Genomic DNA, 16,699 nt, shown 5'->3' on the forward strand with positions numbered 1-16,699 from the left:
GTCGAGGAGCAGGACGTCCTTGACCTCACCCTTGAGGACACCGGCCTGCAGGGCGGCGCCGATGGCGACGACCTCGTCCGGGTTCACACCCTTGTTGGCCTCCTGGCCACCGGTCAGCTCCTTGACGAGCTCGGCGACGGCCGGCATACGGGTGGAGCCACCGACGAGAACGACGTGGTCGATCTCGGAGAGCTGGATGCCCGCGTCCTTGATGACGTTGTGGAACGGGGTCTTGCAGCGCTCGAGCAGGTCGGCGGTGAGCTGCTGGAACTGAGCCCGGGTGAGCTTCTCCTCCAGGTGCAGCGGACCCTCGGCGGAGGCCGTGATGTACGGCAGGTTGATCGAGGTCTCCGTGGAGGACGACAGCTCGATCTTCGCCTTCTCCGCCGCCTCGCGCAGGCGCTGGAGGGCCATCTTGTCCTTGGCCAGGTCGACGCCGTGGCCGTTGGCGAACTGCTTCACCAGGTAGTCGACGACGCGCTGGTCCCAGTCGTCACCACCGAGGTGGTTGTCACCGTTGGTCGCCTTCACCTCGACGACGCCGTCACCGATCTCCAGGAGCGACACGTCGAAGGTGCCGCCACCGAGGTCGAAGACGAGGATCGTCTGGTCGTCCTTGTCCAGGCCGTACGCCAGGGCGGCGGCGGTCGGCTCGTTGACGATGCGCAGGACGTTGAGGCCCGCGATCTCACCGGCCTCCTTCGTCGCCTGACGCTCGGAGTCGTTGAAGTACGCCGGCACGGTGATGACCGCGTCGACGACCTTCTCGCCCAGGTACGCCTCGGCGTCGCGCTTCAGCTTCTGCAGGATGAAGGCGCTCATCTGCTGCGGGTTGAAGCTCTTGCCGTCGATGTCGATCTTCCAGTCGGTGCCCATGTGGCGCTTGACCGACCGGATGGTCCTGTCGACGTTGGTGACCGCCTGACGCTTGGCGACCTCGCCGACGAGCACCTCGCCGTTCTTCGCGAAAGCGACGACGGACGGCGTGGTCCTGGCGCCCTCGGCGTTGGTGATGACGGTGGGCTCGCCGCCTTCCAGAACGCTGACGACGGAGTTAGTCGTGCCCAGGTCGATGCCGACCGCACGTGCCATTTCGATTCCTCCAGCTGACCGACTTGAGTGGAACTCACTCAAGGATGCATGACGGCCCGGCCCGAGTCAACGGACCTGAGTGGAGGCGACTCAACTCTTCGTCCTGGCGCTCACTCAAAGGAAGGCCTGGGGCGCGTCGCTCCCGGGCCCGGCGACCCCCTCCGTGAGAGAGTCCGATACCTCCCAAATATCCCACGAAAGGGTGTGGGGCAGCATGACGGCCAAGCGCGCACTCGACCTCATCGGCGGACTGATCCTGCTGCTCGCCCTGTCCCCGCTCTTCCCGGCCGTCGCCCTTCTGATCACGCTGCGCCCGGAGGGCCTCGACGGCGTCCTGCGCCGCCGCGTCATGGCCGGCCGCGAGGGGCGCCCCTTCCCGATACTGACCTTCCGCACACCCGGTCCGCTCGCCGCGCTGCCGCTGCTGCTCCATGTCGTACGCGGGCAGATGTCGCTGGTGGGCCCGTGCCCCCTCGTACCGGACCACCGGGAGTGCCTGGGCGAGGCCCGCCGACGGCTGTCGGTACGTCCCGGCCTCACCGGCCTCTGGCAGATCAGCGGGCGCTCCGAGCTGCCGTGGGAGGAGCGGGAGCTGCTCGATCTCCACTATGTGGACCATCATTGGCTGGGGATGGATCTGGCCATCCTGGCGCGTACGCTTCCAGCAGTTCACAGGCGTCGCACGGCGGCGGGGAAGACCCGGCCGGCAAGGCTTGCCTGAGCGACACAGATCACCGCGGGCGCCGCTACAGCGCGGAGCCGTGAAGCGGTAATCTCAGCACGGACTGAATAAGTTACCGCTTAGTAGTGCCACACTCGGCAGTGTCGGTACTCCGCCTCGCAGGCCCGCCCGAGGAGCCCCTCATGCAACTCGCCGCGATCATCGTGTCGATCGTCATCACGGTGGTGGCCGTCGCGCTGTTCGGCCGCGCCATCGCGCAGATCTACCGCTTCGTGCGACTCGGTCAGCCCGTGCCCGCGGGCACGCGCACCGGCGACCCCACGCAGCGCACCCTCACGCTGGTCAAGGAGTTCCTCGGCCACACCCGGATGAACCGCTGGGGCATCGTCGGCGTGGCGCACTGGTTCGTGGCGGTGGGCTTCTTCTCGCTGCTGCTCACGATCGTGAACGCCTTCGGCCAGCTCTTCCAGGCCGACTGGCTGATCCCGATCATCGGTGACTGGCTGCCGTACGAGATCTTCACCGAGTTCCTCGGACTGATGACCGTCCTCGGCATCCTGACCCTCATCGTGATCCGGCAGCTGAACCGGCCGGGCAAGGCGGACCGCAAGTCCCGCTTCGCCGGCTCCAAGACCGGCCAGGCGTACTTCGTCGAGGCCGTCATCCTGATCGTCGGCGTCTGCATCATGACGCTGCGCGCCCTGGAAGGCGTCCAGCACCACGTCACCAGCTGGGAGCCGGGCTTCTTCGCCTCGTACCCGCTGATCGCGCTGCTCGACGGGCTGGACCTGAGCACGATCCAGCACCTCACCTACTTCTTCGCGGCGCTCAAGATCGTCACGTCCTTCACCTGGATGATCACGGTCTCGCTCAACACCAACATGGGCGTCGCCTGGCACCGCTTCCTCGGCTTCCCGAACATCTGGTTCAAGCGGAACGCCGACGGCTCCACCGCGCTGGGCGCGCTCCAGCCGATGACGACCGGCGGCAAGGAGATCGACTGGGAGGACCCGGCCGAGGACGCCGTCTTCGGTGTCTCCCAGGTCGAGCAGTTCTCCTGGAAGGGCATCCTCGACTTCTCCACGTGCACCGAGTGCGGCCGCTGCCAGTCGCAGTGCCCCGCCTGGAACACCGGCAAGCCCCTCTCCCCGAAGCTCCTGATCATGTCGCTGCGCGACCACGCGCACGCCAAGGCCCCGTACCTGCTGGCCGGCGGCGGCAAGACGATGGAGGGCGAGGAGAAGGCGTCGGCGGAGGCCCTCGCCTCGGTGCCCGCCGCCGCTCTGGCCGAGGCCGAGCGCCCGCTGATCGGCACGCTGGAGGAGAACGGCGTCATCGACCCGGACGTCCTGTGGTCCTGCACCACCTGCGGCGCCTGTGTCGAGCAGTGCCCGGTCGACATCGAGCACATCGACCACATCGTCGACATGCGCCGCTACCAGGTGATGATCGAGTCCGCCTTCCCGTCGGAGGCCGGCACGATGCTCAAGAACCTGGAGAAGAAGGGCAACCCCTGGGGTCTGGCCAAGAAGCAGCGCGTCGAGTGGACCAAGGAGGTCGACTTCGAGGTCCCGATCGTCGGCAAGGACGTCGAGGACCTCACCGAGGTCGACTACCTCTACTGGGTCGGCTGCGCCGGCGCCCTGGAGGACCGGGCCAAGAAGACCACCAAGGCCTTCGCCGAGCTGCTGCACATGGCGGGCGTCAAGTTCGCCATCATGGGCGGCGAGGAGAAGTGCACCGGTGACTCGCCCCGCCGCCTGGGCAACGAGCCGCTCTTCCAGCAGCTCGGCGCCGAGAACGTGGCGATGCTGAACATGGCGTTCGGCGAGGACGACGAGGACGAGTCGACCAAGAAGCCGAAGTCGGCGAAGAAGATCGTCGCGACCTGCCCGCACTGCTTCAACACGATCGCGAACGAGTACCCGCAGCTGGGCGGCGAGTTCGAGGTCATCCACCACACGCAGCTGCTCCAGCACCTCATCGACGAGGGCAAGCTGATCCCGGTGACGCCGGTCGACGGTCTGATCACCTACCACGACCCCTGCTACCTGGGCCGCCACAACAAGGTCTACACGCCCCCGCGCGAGATCATGTCGGCCGTCCCGGGCCTGCGTCAGCAGGAGATGCACCGCCACAAGGAGCGCGGCTTCTGCTGCGGCGCCGGCGGCGCGCGGATGTGGATGGAGGAGCGGATCGGCAAGCGCATCAACAACGAGCGCGTCGACGAGGCCCTGTCCCTGAACCCGGACATCGTCTCCACCGCCTGCCCGTTCTGCCTCGTCATGCTGACCGACTCGGTCAACGGCAAGAAGAACGAGGGCAAGGCCAAGGAGTCCGTCCAGGTCGTGGACGTGGCGCAGCTGCTGCTCGACTCGGTGAAGAAGCCGGTGGAGGAGCTGCCCGCGGAGCCGGTGGAGGAGCCGGAGCCCGCGCAGTAACACCCGTACGAAGAGGAGGGGCCGCCCCGCGCGACATGCGCGGGGCGGCCTTTTCCGTGCTCCGACATCCCCTAGGGATGTCACAGCTCAGTGGCAAGCTCGGTGGTGATTGAGCCGCTCACGGCGGGACCGGGTACGTTCGATGACGTGGCTGGATTCAGGAACGGACGCGGCCGGGACAACCGCCCCCCGCAACATCGACCGCAGCAGGCGCCGTACGGGTACAACGCGGCCCCGCCGCCCCACCCGCAGCAGCAGTGGCCCCCACAGGCCGCGCAGGCCCCGCAGGGCGGCGGCGGGTACGGGGAGCCGGAGTACTTCGGGGACCCGCACGGGGCGCAGCAGCAGCAACAGCAGCACTACGCGGCGAACACCGCGGGGCACACGCAGATGTTCAGCGTGAACGACGACCCCTACGGCGACTCGGCGACCTACCACGCCGGCGCCGCCCCCGTCGTCCCCACGGGCCCCCGGCTGCCCTGGAAGGCCCTCCTGAGCGGCATCGTGCTGCGCCCGGCGCCGACCTTCCTGCAGATGCGGGACCACGCCGTCTGGGGCCCCGCGCTGGTCGTCACCTTCCTCTACGGATTGCTCGCGATCTTCGGCTTCGACCGGGCGCGCGAAGAGGCGATCAACGCGACCCTGTCGACGGCGATCCCGTACGTCCTGATGACGGGCGCCGGCTTCGTCTTCGGCGGACTGATCCTGGGCGCGGTGACGCACACCCTGGCGCGCCAGCTGGGCGGCGACGGCTCCTGGCAGCCGACCGTGGGCCTGTCGATGCTGATCATGTCGATCACGGACGCGCCCCGTCTGATCTTCGCCGTCTTCCTGGGCGGCGAGAACGGCCTGGTGCAGGTCCTCGGCTGGGTCACCTGGCTGGCGGCGGGCGCGCTGTTCACGCTCATGGTGAGCCGCTCGCACGACCTGCCGTGGCCGAAGGCGCTGGGTGCCTCGGCGATCCAGCTGATCGCGCTGCTGTCGATCATCAAGCTGGGCACGCTGTAACGACGTACGTACGGGGACGCACGTGAAGAGGCCCCCGCTGTTCCGACAGCGGGGGCCTCACACGCGTATCCGTACCGATCAAGCGTCGAGGATCTGCCCCTCGCGCTTCACGACGGGCGGCTCGACGGACCAGGGGAAGTTGATCCACTCGTCGGTCTTCTTCCACACGTACTCGCACTTCACGAGGGAGTGCGACTTCTCGTAGACGACGGCGGAGCGGACCTCGGCGACGTGGTCGACGCAGAAGTCGTGGACGAGCTTGAGCGTCTTGCCGGTGTCGGCGACGTCGTCGGCGATCAGGACCTTCTTGTCGGAGAAGTCGATCGCGTTGGGGACGGGCGCGAGCATGACCGGCATCTCCAGCGTCGTACCGACGCCGGTGTAGAACTCCACGTTCACGAGGTGGATGTTCTTGCAGTCGAGGGCGTAGGCCAGACCGCCGGCGACGAAGACGCCGCCACGGGCGATGGAGAGCACGATGTCGGGCTCGTAGCCGTCGTCGGCGATGGTCTGCGCGAGTTCGCGGATCGCGCGCCCGAAGCCCTCGTACGTCAGGTTCTCGCGTACTTCACTCATGACGACCGCCGCCTCACACCTGGGTCCGATGGAAGTTCAGGAACGAGCGGGAGGCCGTCGGCCCCCGCTGCCCCTGGTAGCGCGAGCCGTACCGCTCGCTGCCGTACGGGAACTCGGCGGGCGAGCTCAGCCGGAACATGCACAGCTGCCCGATCTTCATGCCCGGCCACAGCTTGATCGGCAGCGTGGCGAGATTCGACAGCTCCAGGGTCACGTGCCCGGAGAACCCGGGGTCGATGAACCCGGCGGTCGAGTGCGTGACGAGCCCGAGCCGCCCGAGGGAGCTCTTTCCTTCGAGCCGCGACGCGATGTCGTCGGGCAGCGTGATGACCTCGTACGTCGAGGCGAGCACGAACTCGCCCGGGTGGAGGATGAAGGCCTCGTCGCCCTCCGGCTCGACCTCACGGGTCAGGTCGAGCTGTTCGACGGCGGGGTCGATGTGGGGGTAGCGGTGGTTCTCGAACACCCGGAAGAAGCGGTCAAGCCTCACGTCGATGCTCGAGGGCTGCACCATGGATTCGTCGTACGGGTCGATGCGCACCCGTCCGGCATCGATCTCGGCCCGGATGTCCTTGTCTGAGAGAAGCACGCCCCCACGATACGCAGAGGGCGCGGACCTCCCCCAATCGGGAAGACTCCGCGCCCCGGTACACCCTCAGCGCCGCTGCTGCCCAAGCCCCCCGCTCACGGGCACCGCCTGCCGCAGCCGCGCACACCGCGGACACCGAACAAGCCGCCCGGGCCCGATCCGCCCGGCCCCGAGCTGCTGCAGCGGGAACGAAGCGGTACTGAACACGTGCCCTTCGGCACAGCGGACGACGGTGTGCTCCATCGAACCCATCAAGTCCCTTCCCCAACGAGCGTGACGAGACAGCCACATTAGGGGATCAACAGGACACCACTCCAGGCGGCACTCCGTCACAGCGAGGTACGCTGCGACTCCACCATGCGGTACAGTGTCCGAGTCTGCGGTACGAATCACTCGACCGCTTACGCGGATGTAGTTTAATGGTAGAACATGAGCTTCCCAAGCTCAGAGCGCGGGTTCGATTCCCGTCATCCGCTCGTGAACGAAGGCCCTGGTCAGCGACCAGGGCCTTCGCCGTTGTCCGGACCTGTCGGGGGCTGCCGTGCCCGGGAGCGCTCGCCGGCGTCGGCGGCCAGCGCACCCTGAGGCCCTCGACGAGGCGCTCAAGGGCGCGCGGTTCACCCGGCAGGTCGGCCGATTCTGACGAGCCATACCCTCCAGTAACATCACTGCTTCGAGCGACTGCACGGGGGAAGTGTCGAATGACTGGACAGGAACGCGGTACCGAACTCACTCCTGGCCAGGGCCCCGGTGGGCCTGCCCCGGCGGATGTAGCGGGACTCGCGGTCCTGCTGCGGAGCTGGCGCGTCCGCGCCGGGCAGCGGCGTGGCCTCGGCGGCCCCCTGCCGCAGATCGAGGTGGCCGCCGACATCGGCATGAGCGTGCGCTGGTACCGCGACCTGGAACGCGGCACGATCCCGCGCCTCGACCCCCGCGTGCTCTCCCGCCTGGCCGACATCCTCGGCCTCGACGTGGACGAACGCGCGGCGCTGCACTTCCACGCCTTCGGCGGTACCCCGTACGCGCCCCGGCCGCACGCCGACGACCCGGCCGGTCTGCCCGCCCTCCAGCAGCTGGTCGACCGGCAGTTGCCTCGCCCCGCCTACGTGACCGACACCCGTTGGGACATCGTCGCGTACAACAGCGCCATGGCCGAGTGGTTTCCCTGGGTCCTCGCCCAGGACGCCAACCTCATCCGATGGGGGCTGACCACCCAGGAGGCCCGTGAGCAGCTGGTGGACTGGCCTCGGCACGCGTACATCTACCTCGCCATGATTCGTTTCGCCATGGCCGAGCGTCCGGACGAGCCGGGACTCTCGGCGCTGCTGCGGGAGATCCTCCAGGACCCCACCTGCCGACGCCTGTGGGAAGAGCGGACGTGCATCGTCGGCAACCGGGACGGCCACCGCTTCCGGCTGCACCTTCCGCACGTCTCGTCCGACACCATCGACGTGGTGACGCAGGTCCTGCTGCCCGCTGGACACCCGGGGCTGCGATTCGTCGTTCTCGGGGACGCGCCGTCGTCCCCGGCCGACGACTGATTACACGCCACCAGAACCCTGCGGATCAATACCCGATGACCGGCAAAGATTTGCCGGTGCGTCGATTCCGTACCGGCAAATCTTTGCCGGTTTGGAGGCGTTGACACCCGGAACCACTTGCGGGTTTTCTCGATTCTCCGGGACGTGTTCAGGCCGTCCTGTCGAGAGAGAATCCGGAGATCGGCGTTGCGGGTGTTCACGAACAACGAGAAGTCATTCCTGGGAGATGGCGTCTGGGGCGCCTCCCGGATCGAGGACGCCGCCCGCGAGGCTGCCGTACGACCGGATCCCACTGCCCGCCCCATCCGGCGCGTCGGCGTGGTCGGCTCGGGCACGATGGGCGGAGGCATCGTCGAGCTGTGCGCCCTGCGCGGCCTGGACGTCCGGCTCGCGGTGTCCCGGGAGTCCTCGCTGGTCTCCGCACCCCGTCGCCTCGCGGCGTCCCTGGACCGAGGGGTGGCCAAGGGCCGGCTCTCCGAGGCGGAACGAGACGCGGCGCTGTCCAGGGTCTCCGTCACCGCCGACCTGGCGGACCTGAGCGACCGCCAGCTCGTGATCGAGGCCATCCCGGAGGACGAGGAGCTCAAGCTCGACCTGTTCACCACGCTCGACAAAGTCGTGGACACGGACGCGCTCCTGGCCTCGACGACCTCGGCGATCACCATCACCCGGCTGGCCCGTGCCACGGCACACCCGGGCCGGTTGATCGGGATCCATTTCTTCAACCCGGTCGTCTCGTTGCCTCTGGTGGAACTGGTCTCGACGCTGCTCACCGACCCGGGTGTCCTCCGGCGCGCGGAGACCTTCGTCGCCGAGACGCTCGGCAAGGACCCGATCCCCGCCGGGGACCGCAGCGGTTTCGTGGTCAACGCACTGCTCGTCCCCTACCTGCTGTCGGCCGTCCGCATGGTCGAGTCGGGCTTCGCGTCGGTCGAGCACGTCGACCGCGGAATGGAACGCGGCTGCGCCCATCCCATGGGCCCCCTGCGGCTGTGCGACTTCATCGGTCTCGATGTCGTCGCGGCGGCCGCCGATTCTCTGTACGAGGAATTCAAGGAGCCCCTCTACGCTCCGCCGTCACTGCTTTCGCGCATGGTGCAATCCGGCCTCCTCGGCAGAAAGACGGGCCGCGGATTCTATGCGTACGCGTAGCTCGCGGGAAAGCACTCAGGCCAGCTCACGGATTTCAGGAGCATACGCATGCACGCGTATATGAACATCAAGAAGTCGGCGCGGATCAGCCACGACTTCTGGGAGACCACCACCAAGGCCGGCATGTTCGACATCGTCGCGGCCGGTCTGGGCGAGGGGCGCCACCGGTCGCTCGCCGACGGGCACGAGTTCGTCAACATGTCCTCGTACTCGTACCTCGGCCTGGACACCCACCCGAAGATCGTCCAGGGCGCAGTCGATGCCGTGCTGGCGGAAGGCGCGCTCAACACCTCGACATCCCGCATGCGGATACGTTTCGCCGCGTTGAAGGACGCCGAGGACGCCCTGTCGGAACTGTTCGACGTGGAGGCCGTGACCGTGGCCTCCTGCGCCGCGGCGGCCTGGGCCAGCCTGCCCCTGCTCGCCTCGGGCCTCCTCACCGGCGGCGAGCCGCCGCTGATGGTCTTCGACAAGAACGCGCACTTCTGCCTCAACGCGATGAAGGCGAACGTAGCCGACGAGGCCCCCCTCACCACCATCCGGCACAACGACATCGAGGCCCTCGAGGACCTCTGCAAGAAGCACCCCCTGGTCGCGTACATCGCCGACGGCGTGTACAGCACCGGCGGGAAGGCGCCGATCGAGGAACTGCTGCGACTCCAGGAGAAGTACGGCCTGTTCCTGTTCTTCGACGAGGCCCACGGCATCTCCACCGTCGGCGAGCGCGGCCGGGGCGCGGTCCTGGAGGCCATGGGCCGGATCAATGACCGGACGCTGATCATCACGTCCCTCAACAAGGGCTTCGGCGCCTCAGGCGGCGCGATCTTCCTCGGCCGCAAGGGCTCGCGGGACCGGCGCGACATCGCCCTGCGCAACGGCGGCCCGCTGATGTGGTCGCAGCGGATCAACACCGCCGGCCTCGGCGCCGTGCTGGCCTCGGTCGAGCTGCACCGCTCGAACGAGCTCCCGGAGCTCCAGCGCCGACTCCAGGGGAACATCGACCTCTTCGACAGCCTGCTCCCGACCGGGCTGAGCGGCGACGGACTGCCGATCCGCTTCGTGGACATCGGCTCCGAGGACGCGACCGTCCACCTGGCTCAGGCGCTGTTGGAGCGCGGCTACTACGCCTCCCCGATCTTCTTCCCCGTCATCGCCCGCGGGAAGGCCGGCCTGCGGCTGATGCTCCGCGCGAACATGAGCACGGCCGAGATCGAGGACTTCTGCCGGCAGCTCAAGGAACTGCGGGACCAGCATGTCTGAGGACCGGTCCACGGGCGCGTCGCCGACGGCTGAGGCACCACCCGACGCGTCTGCTCCCGGGCCGGAGCGCCGCACGATGGCCGTCGGCTGTCTGCTGGTGTTCATGGCACAGATGGCCACCACCATCTATCTGCCGTCCCTCCCCGCGGTCCAGCACGATCTGGACATTTCCCGCAGCTTCGCCGCGCTGTCCGTGTCCCTCTTCGTCATCGGCGCCGCGGCGCCCGTGGTGCTGTGGGGGCGTGCGGCGGACCGATACGGGCGCCGTGCCTCGCTGCTCGCCGCCCTCGCGCTGTTCATCGCCTCCAGCGCCCTGCTGGCCGTGAACTCCTCCGCCGAGGCCCTGCTGGTCCTGCGCTCCGTGCAGGGCATCGGCGCGGGCGGCGCGGCCATCATCGCCCGTATCTTCGTGCGTGACCTCGGCGGCGGCGACGCGCTCGCCCGTCGGCTGTCGGTGCTGTCGATCGCCTTCGTCACCGCCCTCGGCGGTGGCCAGTTCCTCGGCGGCCTCATCGGCACATACGCCCACTGGCAGTCGGGTTTCGTCGTGCTGGCCGTGGTCGGGGCCGTCGGGGCGATCGGGGCGGCGACGCTGCCTCTGGACCCTGGTCAGGGGCGCGCCGAGCAGACGAACATGCTCCGGCTCTACCTGCGCATCCTGACCGTTCCGGCCTTTCTGCTGCCCACCGTCGCCGGTGGGCTCGGCTTCGCCACGATCGTCCTCCTCCAGGAAGTCGCGCCCTTCGTCTTCCAGGACCACTTCGACCTGGGCGTGGACGCGTACGGCAACATGGGGCTGCTGTTCGGGCTGGCGTACTTCGCGGGTGCGGTCATGGTGAACCGGCTCGTCGCCTCGGCCGGGTCGAGCCGGCTCATGCGGATCGGCGCCCTGATCATGACCGGCTCCGGCCTCCTGCTGGTCGTCTTGTGGCTGCTGCCGTCCGTGCCGCTGCCGGCCGCGCTCGTGGTGTTCACCGCCCTGTACTGCGCCATCACCTTCGGACAGGCGGCGCTGTTTCCCAGCAGCATGGCCGTCGCGGTGAGCGCCGTGAAGGACCACGGCGCCTACGCCGTCGCACTGTGCGGGTTCCTGGCCCAGTCGATCGCCGGTGTCGTGGCGACCTTCGCGGCTCTGCTGCACGCCAACCTCGTCTGGGCGAGCGTCGCCGCAGCGCTCAGCGCCCTGGCCTACGTCCTCGTACGCCGTGACGCCTCCGTGCGCCGCACGGCGGCCACCCCTGACCGAAGCGCGACCTGACCAGAGAACCATGACGATACTTCGCTCCCACATCGACACCTCGTCAGAGGTGTTCCACCGCAATGCCGAAGCCTTCGAACGCAAGCGGCAGATCATCGCCGAAGCACGGGCGGCCGCCGTCGCCGGCGGGGACGCCCGGGCCCACCGCCGCCATGCCGAACGCGGCAAACTCACCGCACGCCGACGTGTCTTCCAGCTGCTCGACCCCGGCACCCCGTTCATGGAGATCGGGCAGCTGGTCGGCCACGACGTCTACGACGAGCCGGTCCCCTCGGCCGCGCTGATCACCGGAATCGGTGTGGTCGGCGGCCGGCCGGTCATGATCTTCGCCAACGACGCGACCGTGAAGGGAGGCACGTACTTCCCGCTCACGGTGCAGAAACACCTGCGCGCCCAGAAGATCGCCCGCGAGAACGGCCTGCCCTGCGTCTACCTGGTGGACTCGGGCGGCATCTACCTCCCGCTGCAGGAAGACCTGTTCCCCGACGAGTACCACCTGGGGCGCATCTTCCGGAACATCGCCGAGCTCTCGGCGCTCGGACTGCCCCAGATCGCGGCCGTCATGGGCTCGTGCACCGCCGGAGGCGCGTACATCCCCGCGATGTGCGACGAGGCGGTCATCGTCCGGGGCAACGGCACCATCTTCCTCGGCGGTCCCCAGCTGGTTCGCGCGGCCACCGGTGAGGTGGTCGACGCGGAGACCCTCGGCGGCGCGGATCTGCACACCCGGGTCACCGGCGTCGCCGATCACCTGGCCGAGAACGACGAACACGCCCTGGAGCTGGTACGGGACATCGTGCGGCGCACCGGGCCCGGCACGGTGTCGCCGCCACCGCGGACCCCCAGACCGCCGCTGTACGACCCGGCCGAGCTGCCCGGCATCCTGAGCGCCGATCTGCGGGAGCACATTCCGGCCCGCGAGATCCTCGCGCGGCTCCTCGACGGCAGCGAGTTCGCCGAGTACCGCGCCCGGTACGGCCCCACCCTCGTCTGCGGCACCGGCCACATCGGCGGCTACCCGGTCGGGGTGGTGATCAACGACGGCGTGCTGTTCCCGGAGAGCGCGCAGAAGGGCGCGAACTTCATCGAACTGTGCGCCCAGCGCGACATCCCGCTGCTCTTCCTGCACAACATCAACGGCTTCATGGTCGGCGCCGAGTACGAGGCCGACGGCATCGCCAAGCACGGCGCGAAGCTCGTCAACGCCGTCTCGTGCGCCAAGGTGCCCAAGTTCAGCCTGGTGGTCGGCGGCAGCTTCGGGGCGGGCAACTTCGCGATGTGCGGGAGGTCCATGGGCCCCCGGCTGATGGCCATGTGGCCGAACGCCAAGTCCACCGCCGTCGGCGCGGAGCAGACCGCGACGGTGATGGCGCTGATCCGCGGTGATCAGCTCGCCAAGGAGGGCAAGACCCTCTCCGCCGAGGAGGAGGAGTCGATCAAGCGCCCCATCATCGAGACGTACGAACGGCAGTCCCATCCGCTCTACTACGCCGCCAGGTTGTGGGTGGACGCCGTGGTGGACCCGACCGACACCCGTGAATGGCTGACGCTCTGTCTGGCGACCGCTGCGGACGCCCCCCAGCAGGAGACACGTTTCGGCGTGTTCAGGATGTGACGAAGAAATGCTCAAACGCCTCTTGATCGCAAATCGCGGCGAGATCGCCCGCCGCATCGCCCGCACCTGCCGCCGCCTCGGCGTCGAGTACGTCACCGTGTACTCCGACGCCGACCGGTCGGCGCCCCACCTGGAGGGCGCCGTCGAGTCCGTGCGCATCGGCCCGGAGGCCGCCGCCGACAGCTATCTGCACATCGAGTCGATCGTCGGCGCGGCGCTCCGGACGGGCTGCGACGCCGTCCACCCGGGCTACGGCTTCCTTTCCGAGAATCACCGGTTCGCCTCGGCGGTCGCCGACGCCGGTCTGGTCTTCGTCGGCCCGGACGCCGCGATGATCGCGGCCATGGGCGACAAGGCGACCGCCAGGGCCCTCATGGCCGAGGCGGGCGTCCCCGTCCTCCCCGGCTCCGAGGACGCCACCGAATCGGTCGACCGACTGGTCGCCGACGCCCGCCGCATCGGCTACCCGGTGATCCTCAAGCCCGTGGCCGGCGGCGGTGGCAAAGGCATGCGGGTCGTCGAGGCCGAGGCCGACATGGCCGACGCCGTGGCCGAGGCCGTGCGCCTGGGCCGAGGCAACTTCGGCGACGGACGGCTCCTGGCCGAGCGCTATGTGACCCGCCCCCGGCACATCGAGGTCCAGGTGTTCGGCGACGCTCACGGCGCGCTGGTCCATCTCTTCGAACGCGAGTGCTCGCTCCAGCGCCGCCACCAGAAGATCATCGAGGAGGCCCCCGCCGTGGGCCTGAACCCCGAGGTCCGTGCGGCGCTGCTCGAAGCGGCTGTCCGGGGCGCCGAGGCCCTGGGATACGTCAACGCCGGAACCTTCGAGTTCATCCTCGACACCGACGACCGGTTCTACTTCCTCGAGGCCAACACGCGCCTCCAGGTCGAGCATCCGGTCACCGAGGAGATCACCGGTGTCGACCTCGTGGAATGGCAGCTGCGCGTGGCGGCCGGGGAGCGTCTCCCGCTCGCCCAGCACGAGATCACCGCCACCGGTCACGCCGTCGAATGCCGCGTCTACGCCGAGGACCCGGACGCCGGGTTCCAGCCGGCGCCCGGACGGGCGGATGTGGTCGAGTGGCCCGCCGACGTACCCGACGTACGCGTCGAGGCCGCCTTCGACACGTACGGAGACGTCCCGGCCTTCTACGACCCCATGATCGCCAAGCTGATCGCCCGGGGCCCGGACCGGACGTCCGCCCTGCGCCGTCTGGCCGACGCGGCGCGCACCACCGCGGTCGTCGGTCTGACCACCAACCTCGGCTTCGTCGCGGACCTGCTCCGTGACCCCCGGGTCGTCGCGGGACGCCTCGACACCCACCTCGTCGACGCCTTCGTCGCCGAGAATCCGTCCCGGCCGACACGCCGCACCCTGTCCGCTGCGGCCGCCGCATGCGCGGCGGCCATGGAGGTCCCGCCTCCCGGCGACCCGTCCGCCTCGCCCTGGACCGGCACCGTCGGGCCCCTCGACCGCCCGTCCCTGGACCCCGAGGCACCCCTCGGCCGCCTCGTCCTGCGCGACGGCGGCCAGGAACTGGAGGCCCGCCTGACGGGCACCCACGGCGGCGCGGTGGAGGTCCTGATCCACGACCGCACGTTCCGCGTCACCGTCTCCCACCGCGACGGACTGTTCCGGGGCAGGGTGGCCGACCGCGGCTGGGTCGGCCACCGCACCGCCGACGGCTTCGAACTGGTCCTCGACGGCCACCGGACGGCCCTGACCACCAGGACCCACACCGAAACCGATACCGACACGGCCGACAACATCGTGCGCTCACCCATGCCCGGCACGGTCGTAGCCCTCTCCTGCGCGGTGGGCGACCGGGTCGAGAAGGGAGCGGTGCTCATGGTCGTCGAGGCCATGAAGATGGAGAACCGCATCCTCGCCCCCCTCCCCGGAGTGATCGAGGACATCCGGTGCACCCTGCACGGCACGGTCTCGGCCGACCAGACCCTCGCCGTCCTGACCCCGGAGACGGACCCCGTCCCCGACTCCTGACGGCCCGGGCACCGTGCGCGGTTTGGGAGCGGTCGGCTCACTCGTGCTCCGACCGTGCCCTTCACAGCGGACAGCAGTGGTCGCGGGTCGCGGGTTCGATTCCCGCGCGACGTCGCCCTGTGGCGGCGGTGCGTCAGCTCTGTGCGGTGTCGTCGCTCGTCTGACCGGCGCCCTCAGCCGCGCCTGTCTTCTCGCGCATCTTGCGCACCAACTCCGCCTTCCGGTCGGCGGCATTCTGGCGGTCGAGGTTGCGGTGCGGGCCGTTGTTCTGGCGTTCGGCGCGGGACAGCTTCTTGCGCTGGCCGCCGCCCTGGCCCACGGGGTTGTTGATGTTCTTGCTGTCGGTCACGGGTTCTCCCGGTAAATAGAAGTGATCTACGGATTCACACGCTCACTCGCAGATCAGCGTCTGGAAGAACATGACAAAGACGTTACCCGGTTCCGTCGGCCCCGCACACCAGTGCTTTCGCCGTCCCGGCGCCGGCCCTCGTGCGGGCGACCGCTCAGCGAGTGAGTCCGCGGGAACCGGCGCATCCCGTGGCCGAGGGGCTCGTTGCTCCGGACATGAAGAAGATCATCATGCTCGCCGCCCTGCCCCTCGCGATCGTCTCCATGGCGGCCCCCGCGCACGCCGACACCGACAGCGACTTCGGCGGTGGCGTCAACGCCGCCAACAACTGGAACTTCACCTCGGCCGCCGTCTGTTCGCAGGAAGTCGCGGTCGTGCCCGTTCTCGGTGACTGGATCGGCGATCGCGCCGACAACTGCCGTAACGGAAACGTGCTCGGCCAGCTCCTGGGTGACTAGGAACCTTCGGCGGGCGGTGCGGCGTGATGCCGCACCGCCGGGCCGGGCCGGGCCGGGCCGGGCCGGGCCGGGCCGGGCCGGGCCGGGCCGGGCCGGGCCGGGCCGGGCCGGAGAGAATGTCTCGGCCATTCCGGCTGCGGGACGAAGCGTGAGAAGTGCGGGTGCGGGAGTCGAGTGCGCCGGGCGGCGCCGTTCGGTTGTCGGCGTCGCGCCTCCGACGGCTGGATCGACCGGCGGCCATCGGTGCGCAGGTCGAAACGATTCCTCCGTCCTGCGCGAACCCTGCTCTTCAGTTGTGCAATTTTTGACGACACTTACGAGTAATGAGGCGATCAGTCGCCTGTATCTGAACTTTGCATTTTGTCCTATTTGCTTTGGTGGTCTTGTCATGCCCGCCCGTCATGCACCTAGCTGGTTACTGCGCCCACTTCCCCGCCCCGGGTTCCCGATGAACCCTCGGCGGGCCGGCAGCGCACGGAGGACCCGTGCGCCGTCGGCCAGGGAAGCGGTCGTGTGATCCGCACCTGAGGAGAGGTCATGAAGAAGGCTTACGAAGCACCGACGCTCGTCCGTCTCGGGACGTTCCGCAAGAAGACGGGGCTCCTGCAGAGCTCCGGCAACGACCGGCTGATCCTGAGCAAGAACTGACGACCGACGGTTCCTGACCCGACGT

Annotated in this window: 16 protein-coding genes and 1 tRNA gene; 12 read left to right on the plus strand and 5 right to left on the minus strand. The window is 68.9% G+C overall.

What is annotated here, in order from left to right; genetic code table 11:
• Positions 1-1,092, minus strand: a 1,092-nt coding sequence (locus tag ACF06X_RS31930; protein WP_392290803.1) for an Hsp70 family protein, incomplete at its 3' end; no start/stop codon positions are given.
• A 214-nt stretch (positions 1,093-1,306) separates the two neighbouring features.
• On the opposite strand from ACF06X_RS31930, the gene ACF06X_RS31935 reads away from it, so the two are divergent.
• The 3 genes from ACF06X_RS31935 to ACF06X_RS31945 all read left to right on the plus strand — a co-directional run bounded on the left by ACF06X_RS31935 (position 1,307) and on the right by ACF06X_RS31945 (position 5,223).
• A complete protein-coding gene (locus ACF06X_RS31935; protein ID WP_392290804.1) occupies positions 1,307-1,813 on the plus strand; it encodes a sugar transferase in 507 nt (168 codons plus the stop codon).
• Positions 1,814-1,956: 143 nt separating this feature from the next.
• A complete protein-coding gene (locus ACF06X_RS31940) occupies positions 1,957-4,215 on the plus strand; it encodes a (Fe-S)-binding protein (protein WP_392290805.1) in 2,259 nt (752 codons plus the stop codon).
• 147 nt (positions 4,216-4,362) lie between these two features.
• Positions 4,363-5,223, plus strand: coding sequence for a Yip1 family protein (locus ACF06X_RS31945; RefSeq protein ID WP_392290806.1), 861 nt, complete (start codon positions 4,363-4,365; stop codon positions 5,221-5,223).
• A gap of 78 nt (positions 5,224-5,301) precedes the next feature.
• Here the strand turns inward: ACF06X_RS31945 and ACF06X_RS31950 are convergent, their stop codons facing one another.
• The 3 genes from ACF06X_RS31950 to ACF06X_RS31960 form a co-directional block, all read right to left on the minus strand.
• Positions 5,302-5,799 carry a phosphoribosyltransferase gene (locus tag ACF06X_RS31950; RefSeq protein WP_158988401.1) on the minus strand — a complete coding sequence of 166 codons (498 nt, stop codon included), beginning with the start codon at positions 5,797-5,799 and terminating at the stop codon, positions 5,302-5,304.
• 13 nt (positions 5,800-5,812) lie between these two features.
• On the minus strand, positions 5,813-6,388 hold the full coding sequence (dcd, locus tag ACF06X_RS31955) for a dCTP deaminase (protein WP_073811299.1): 576 nt from the start codon (positions 6,386-6,388) through the stop codon (positions 5,813-5,815).
• Positions 6,389-6,454: 66 nt separating this feature from the next.
• Positions 6,455-6,640, minus strand: coding sequence for a hypothetical protein (locus tag ACF06X_RS31960; RefSeq protein WP_392290807.1), 186 nt, complete (start codon positions 6,638-6,640; stop codon positions 6,455-6,457).
• Positions 6,641-6,793: 153 nt separating this feature from the next.
• On the opposite strand from ACF06X_RS31960, the gene ACF06X_RS31965 reads away from it, so the two are divergent.
• From ACF06X_RS31965 to ACF06X_RS31995, 7 genes are all read left to right on the plus strand, one after another.
• Positions 6,794-6,864 (plus strand) — tRNA-Gly (locus tag ACF06X_RS31965).
• Between the two features lie 225 nt (positions 6,865-7,089).
• Entirely contained in the window at positions 7,090-7,929 is an 840-nt protein-coding gene (locus ACF06X_RS31970; RefSeq protein WP_392290808.1) for a helix-turn-helix transcriptional regulator, read from the plus strand.
• A 249-nt stretch (positions 7,930-8,178) separates the two neighbouring features.
• A complete protein-coding gene (locus tag ACF06X_RS31975; protein ID WP_392290937.1) occupies positions 8,179-9,081 on the plus strand; it encodes a 3-hydroxybutyryl-CoA dehydrogenase in 903 nt (300 codons plus the stop codon).
• Between the two features lie 48 nt (positions 9,082-9,129).
• Positions 9,130-10,341, plus strand: a complete 1,212-nt coding sequence (locus ACF06X_RS31980; RefSeq protein ID WP_392290809.1) for an aminotransferase class I/II-fold pyridoxal phosphate-dependent enzyme — start codon at positions 9,130-9,132, stop codon at positions 10,339-10,341.
• Positions 10,334-11,599 carry an MFS transporter gene (locus tag ACF06X_RS31985; RefSeq protein WP_392290810.1) on the plus strand — a complete coding sequence of 422 codons (1,266 nt, stop codon included), beginning with the start codon at positions 10,334-10,336 and terminating at the stop codon, positions 11,597-11,599. Before ACF06X_RS31980 ends, ACF06X_RS31985 begins: the two co-directional genes overlap by 8 nt.
• A gap of 10 nt (positions 11,600-11,609) precedes the next feature.
• On the plus strand, positions 11,610-13,214 hold the full coding sequence (locus ACF06X_RS31990) for a carboxyl transferase domain-containing protein (protein WP_392290811.1): 1,605 nt from the start codon (positions 11,610-11,612) through the stop codon (positions 13,212-13,214).
• A 7-nt stretch (positions 13,215-13,221) separates the two neighbouring features.
• On the plus strand, positions 13,222-15,219 hold the full coding sequence (locus tag ACF06X_RS31995; RefSeq protein WP_392290812.1) for an acetyl/propionyl/methylcrotonyl-CoA carboxylase subunit alpha: 1,998 nt from the start codon (positions 13,222-13,224) through the stop codon (positions 15,217-15,219).
• 133 nt (positions 15,220-15,352) lie between these two features.
• Here the strand turns inward: ACF06X_RS31995 and ACF06X_RS32000 are convergent, their stop codons facing one another.
• The gene (locus ACF06X_RS32000) at positions 15,353-15,568 is read right to left on the minus strand and encodes a DUF6243 family protein (RefSeq protein WP_392290813.1); all 216 of its coding nucleotides are present in this window, start codon (positions 15,566-15,568) and stop codon (positions 15,353-15,355) included.
• A 215-nt stretch (positions 15,569-15,783) separates the two neighbouring features.
• On the opposite strand from ACF06X_RS32000, the gene ACF06X_RS32005 reads away from it, so the two are divergent.
• On the plus strand, positions 15,784-16,026 hold the full coding sequence (locus ACF06X_RS32005; RefSeq protein WP_392290814.1) for a hypothetical protein: 243 nt from the start codon (positions 15,784-15,786) through the stop codon (positions 16,024-16,026).
• A 537-nt stretch (positions 16,027-16,563) separates the two neighbouring features.
• Positions 16,564-16,674, plus strand: a complete 111-nt coding sequence (locus tag ACF06X_RS32010; RefSeq protein WP_107050258.1) for a keywimysin-related RiPP — start codon at positions 16,564-16,566, stop codon at positions 16,672-16,674.
• Positions 16,675-16,699: the final 25 nt, after the last annotated feature.

Origin of the sequence: Streptomyces sp. NPDC015346 (genome assembly GCF_043078785.1) — a bacterium.
GTDB lineage: Bacteria > Actinomycetota > Actinomycetes > Streptomycetales > Streptomycetaceae > Streptomyces.

Excerpts from the sequence above, each read along its gene's own strand:
- ACF06X_RS31935 (WP_392290804.1), top strand. The coding sequence starts at position 1,307 with ATGACGGCCAAGCGCGCACTCGACCTCATCGGCGGACTGATCCTGCTG.
- ACF06X_RS31940 (WP_392290805.1), top strand. The coding sequence starts at position 1,957 with ATGCAACTCGCCGCGATCATCGTGTCGATCGTCATCACGGTGGTGGCC.
- ACF06X_RS31950 (WP_158988401.1), bottom strand. The coding sequence starts at position 5,799 with ATGAGTGAAGTACGCGAGAACCTGACGTACGAGGGCTTCGGGCGCGCG.
- ACF06X_RS31960 (WP_392290807.1), bottom strand. The coding sequence starts at position 6,640 with ATGGGTTCGATGGAGCACACCGTCGTCCGCTGTGCCGAAGGGCACGTG.
- ACF06X_RS31970 (WP_392290808.1), top strand. The coding sequence starts at position 7,090 with ATGACTGGACAGGAACGCGGTACCGAACTCACTCCTGGCCAGGGCCCC.
- ACF06X_RS31980 (WP_392290809.1), top strand. The coding sequence starts at position 9,130 with ATGCACGCGTATATGAACATCAAGAAGTCGGCGCGGATCAGCCACGAC.
- ACF06X_RS31985 (WP_392290810.1), top strand. The coding sequence starts at position 10,334 with ATGTCTGAGGACCGGTCCACGGGCGCGTCGCCGACGGCTGAGGCACCA.
- ACF06X_RS31990 (WP_392290811.1), top strand. The coding sequence starts at position 11,610 with ATGACGATACTTCGCTCCCACATCGACACCTCGTCAGAGGTGTTCCAC.
- ACF06X_RS31995 (WP_392290812.1), top strand. The coding sequence starts at position 13,222 with ATGCTCAAACGCCTCTTGATCGCAAATCGCGGCGAGATCGCCCGCCGC.
- ACF06X_RS32005 (WP_392290814.1), top strand. The coding sequence starts at position 15,784 with ATGAAGAAGATCATCATGCTCGCCGCCCTGCCCCTCGCGATCGTCTCC.
- ACF06X_RS32010 (WP_107050258.1), top strand. The coding sequence starts at position 16,564 with ATGAAGAAGGCTTACGAAGCACCGACGCTCGTCCGTCTCGGGACGTTC.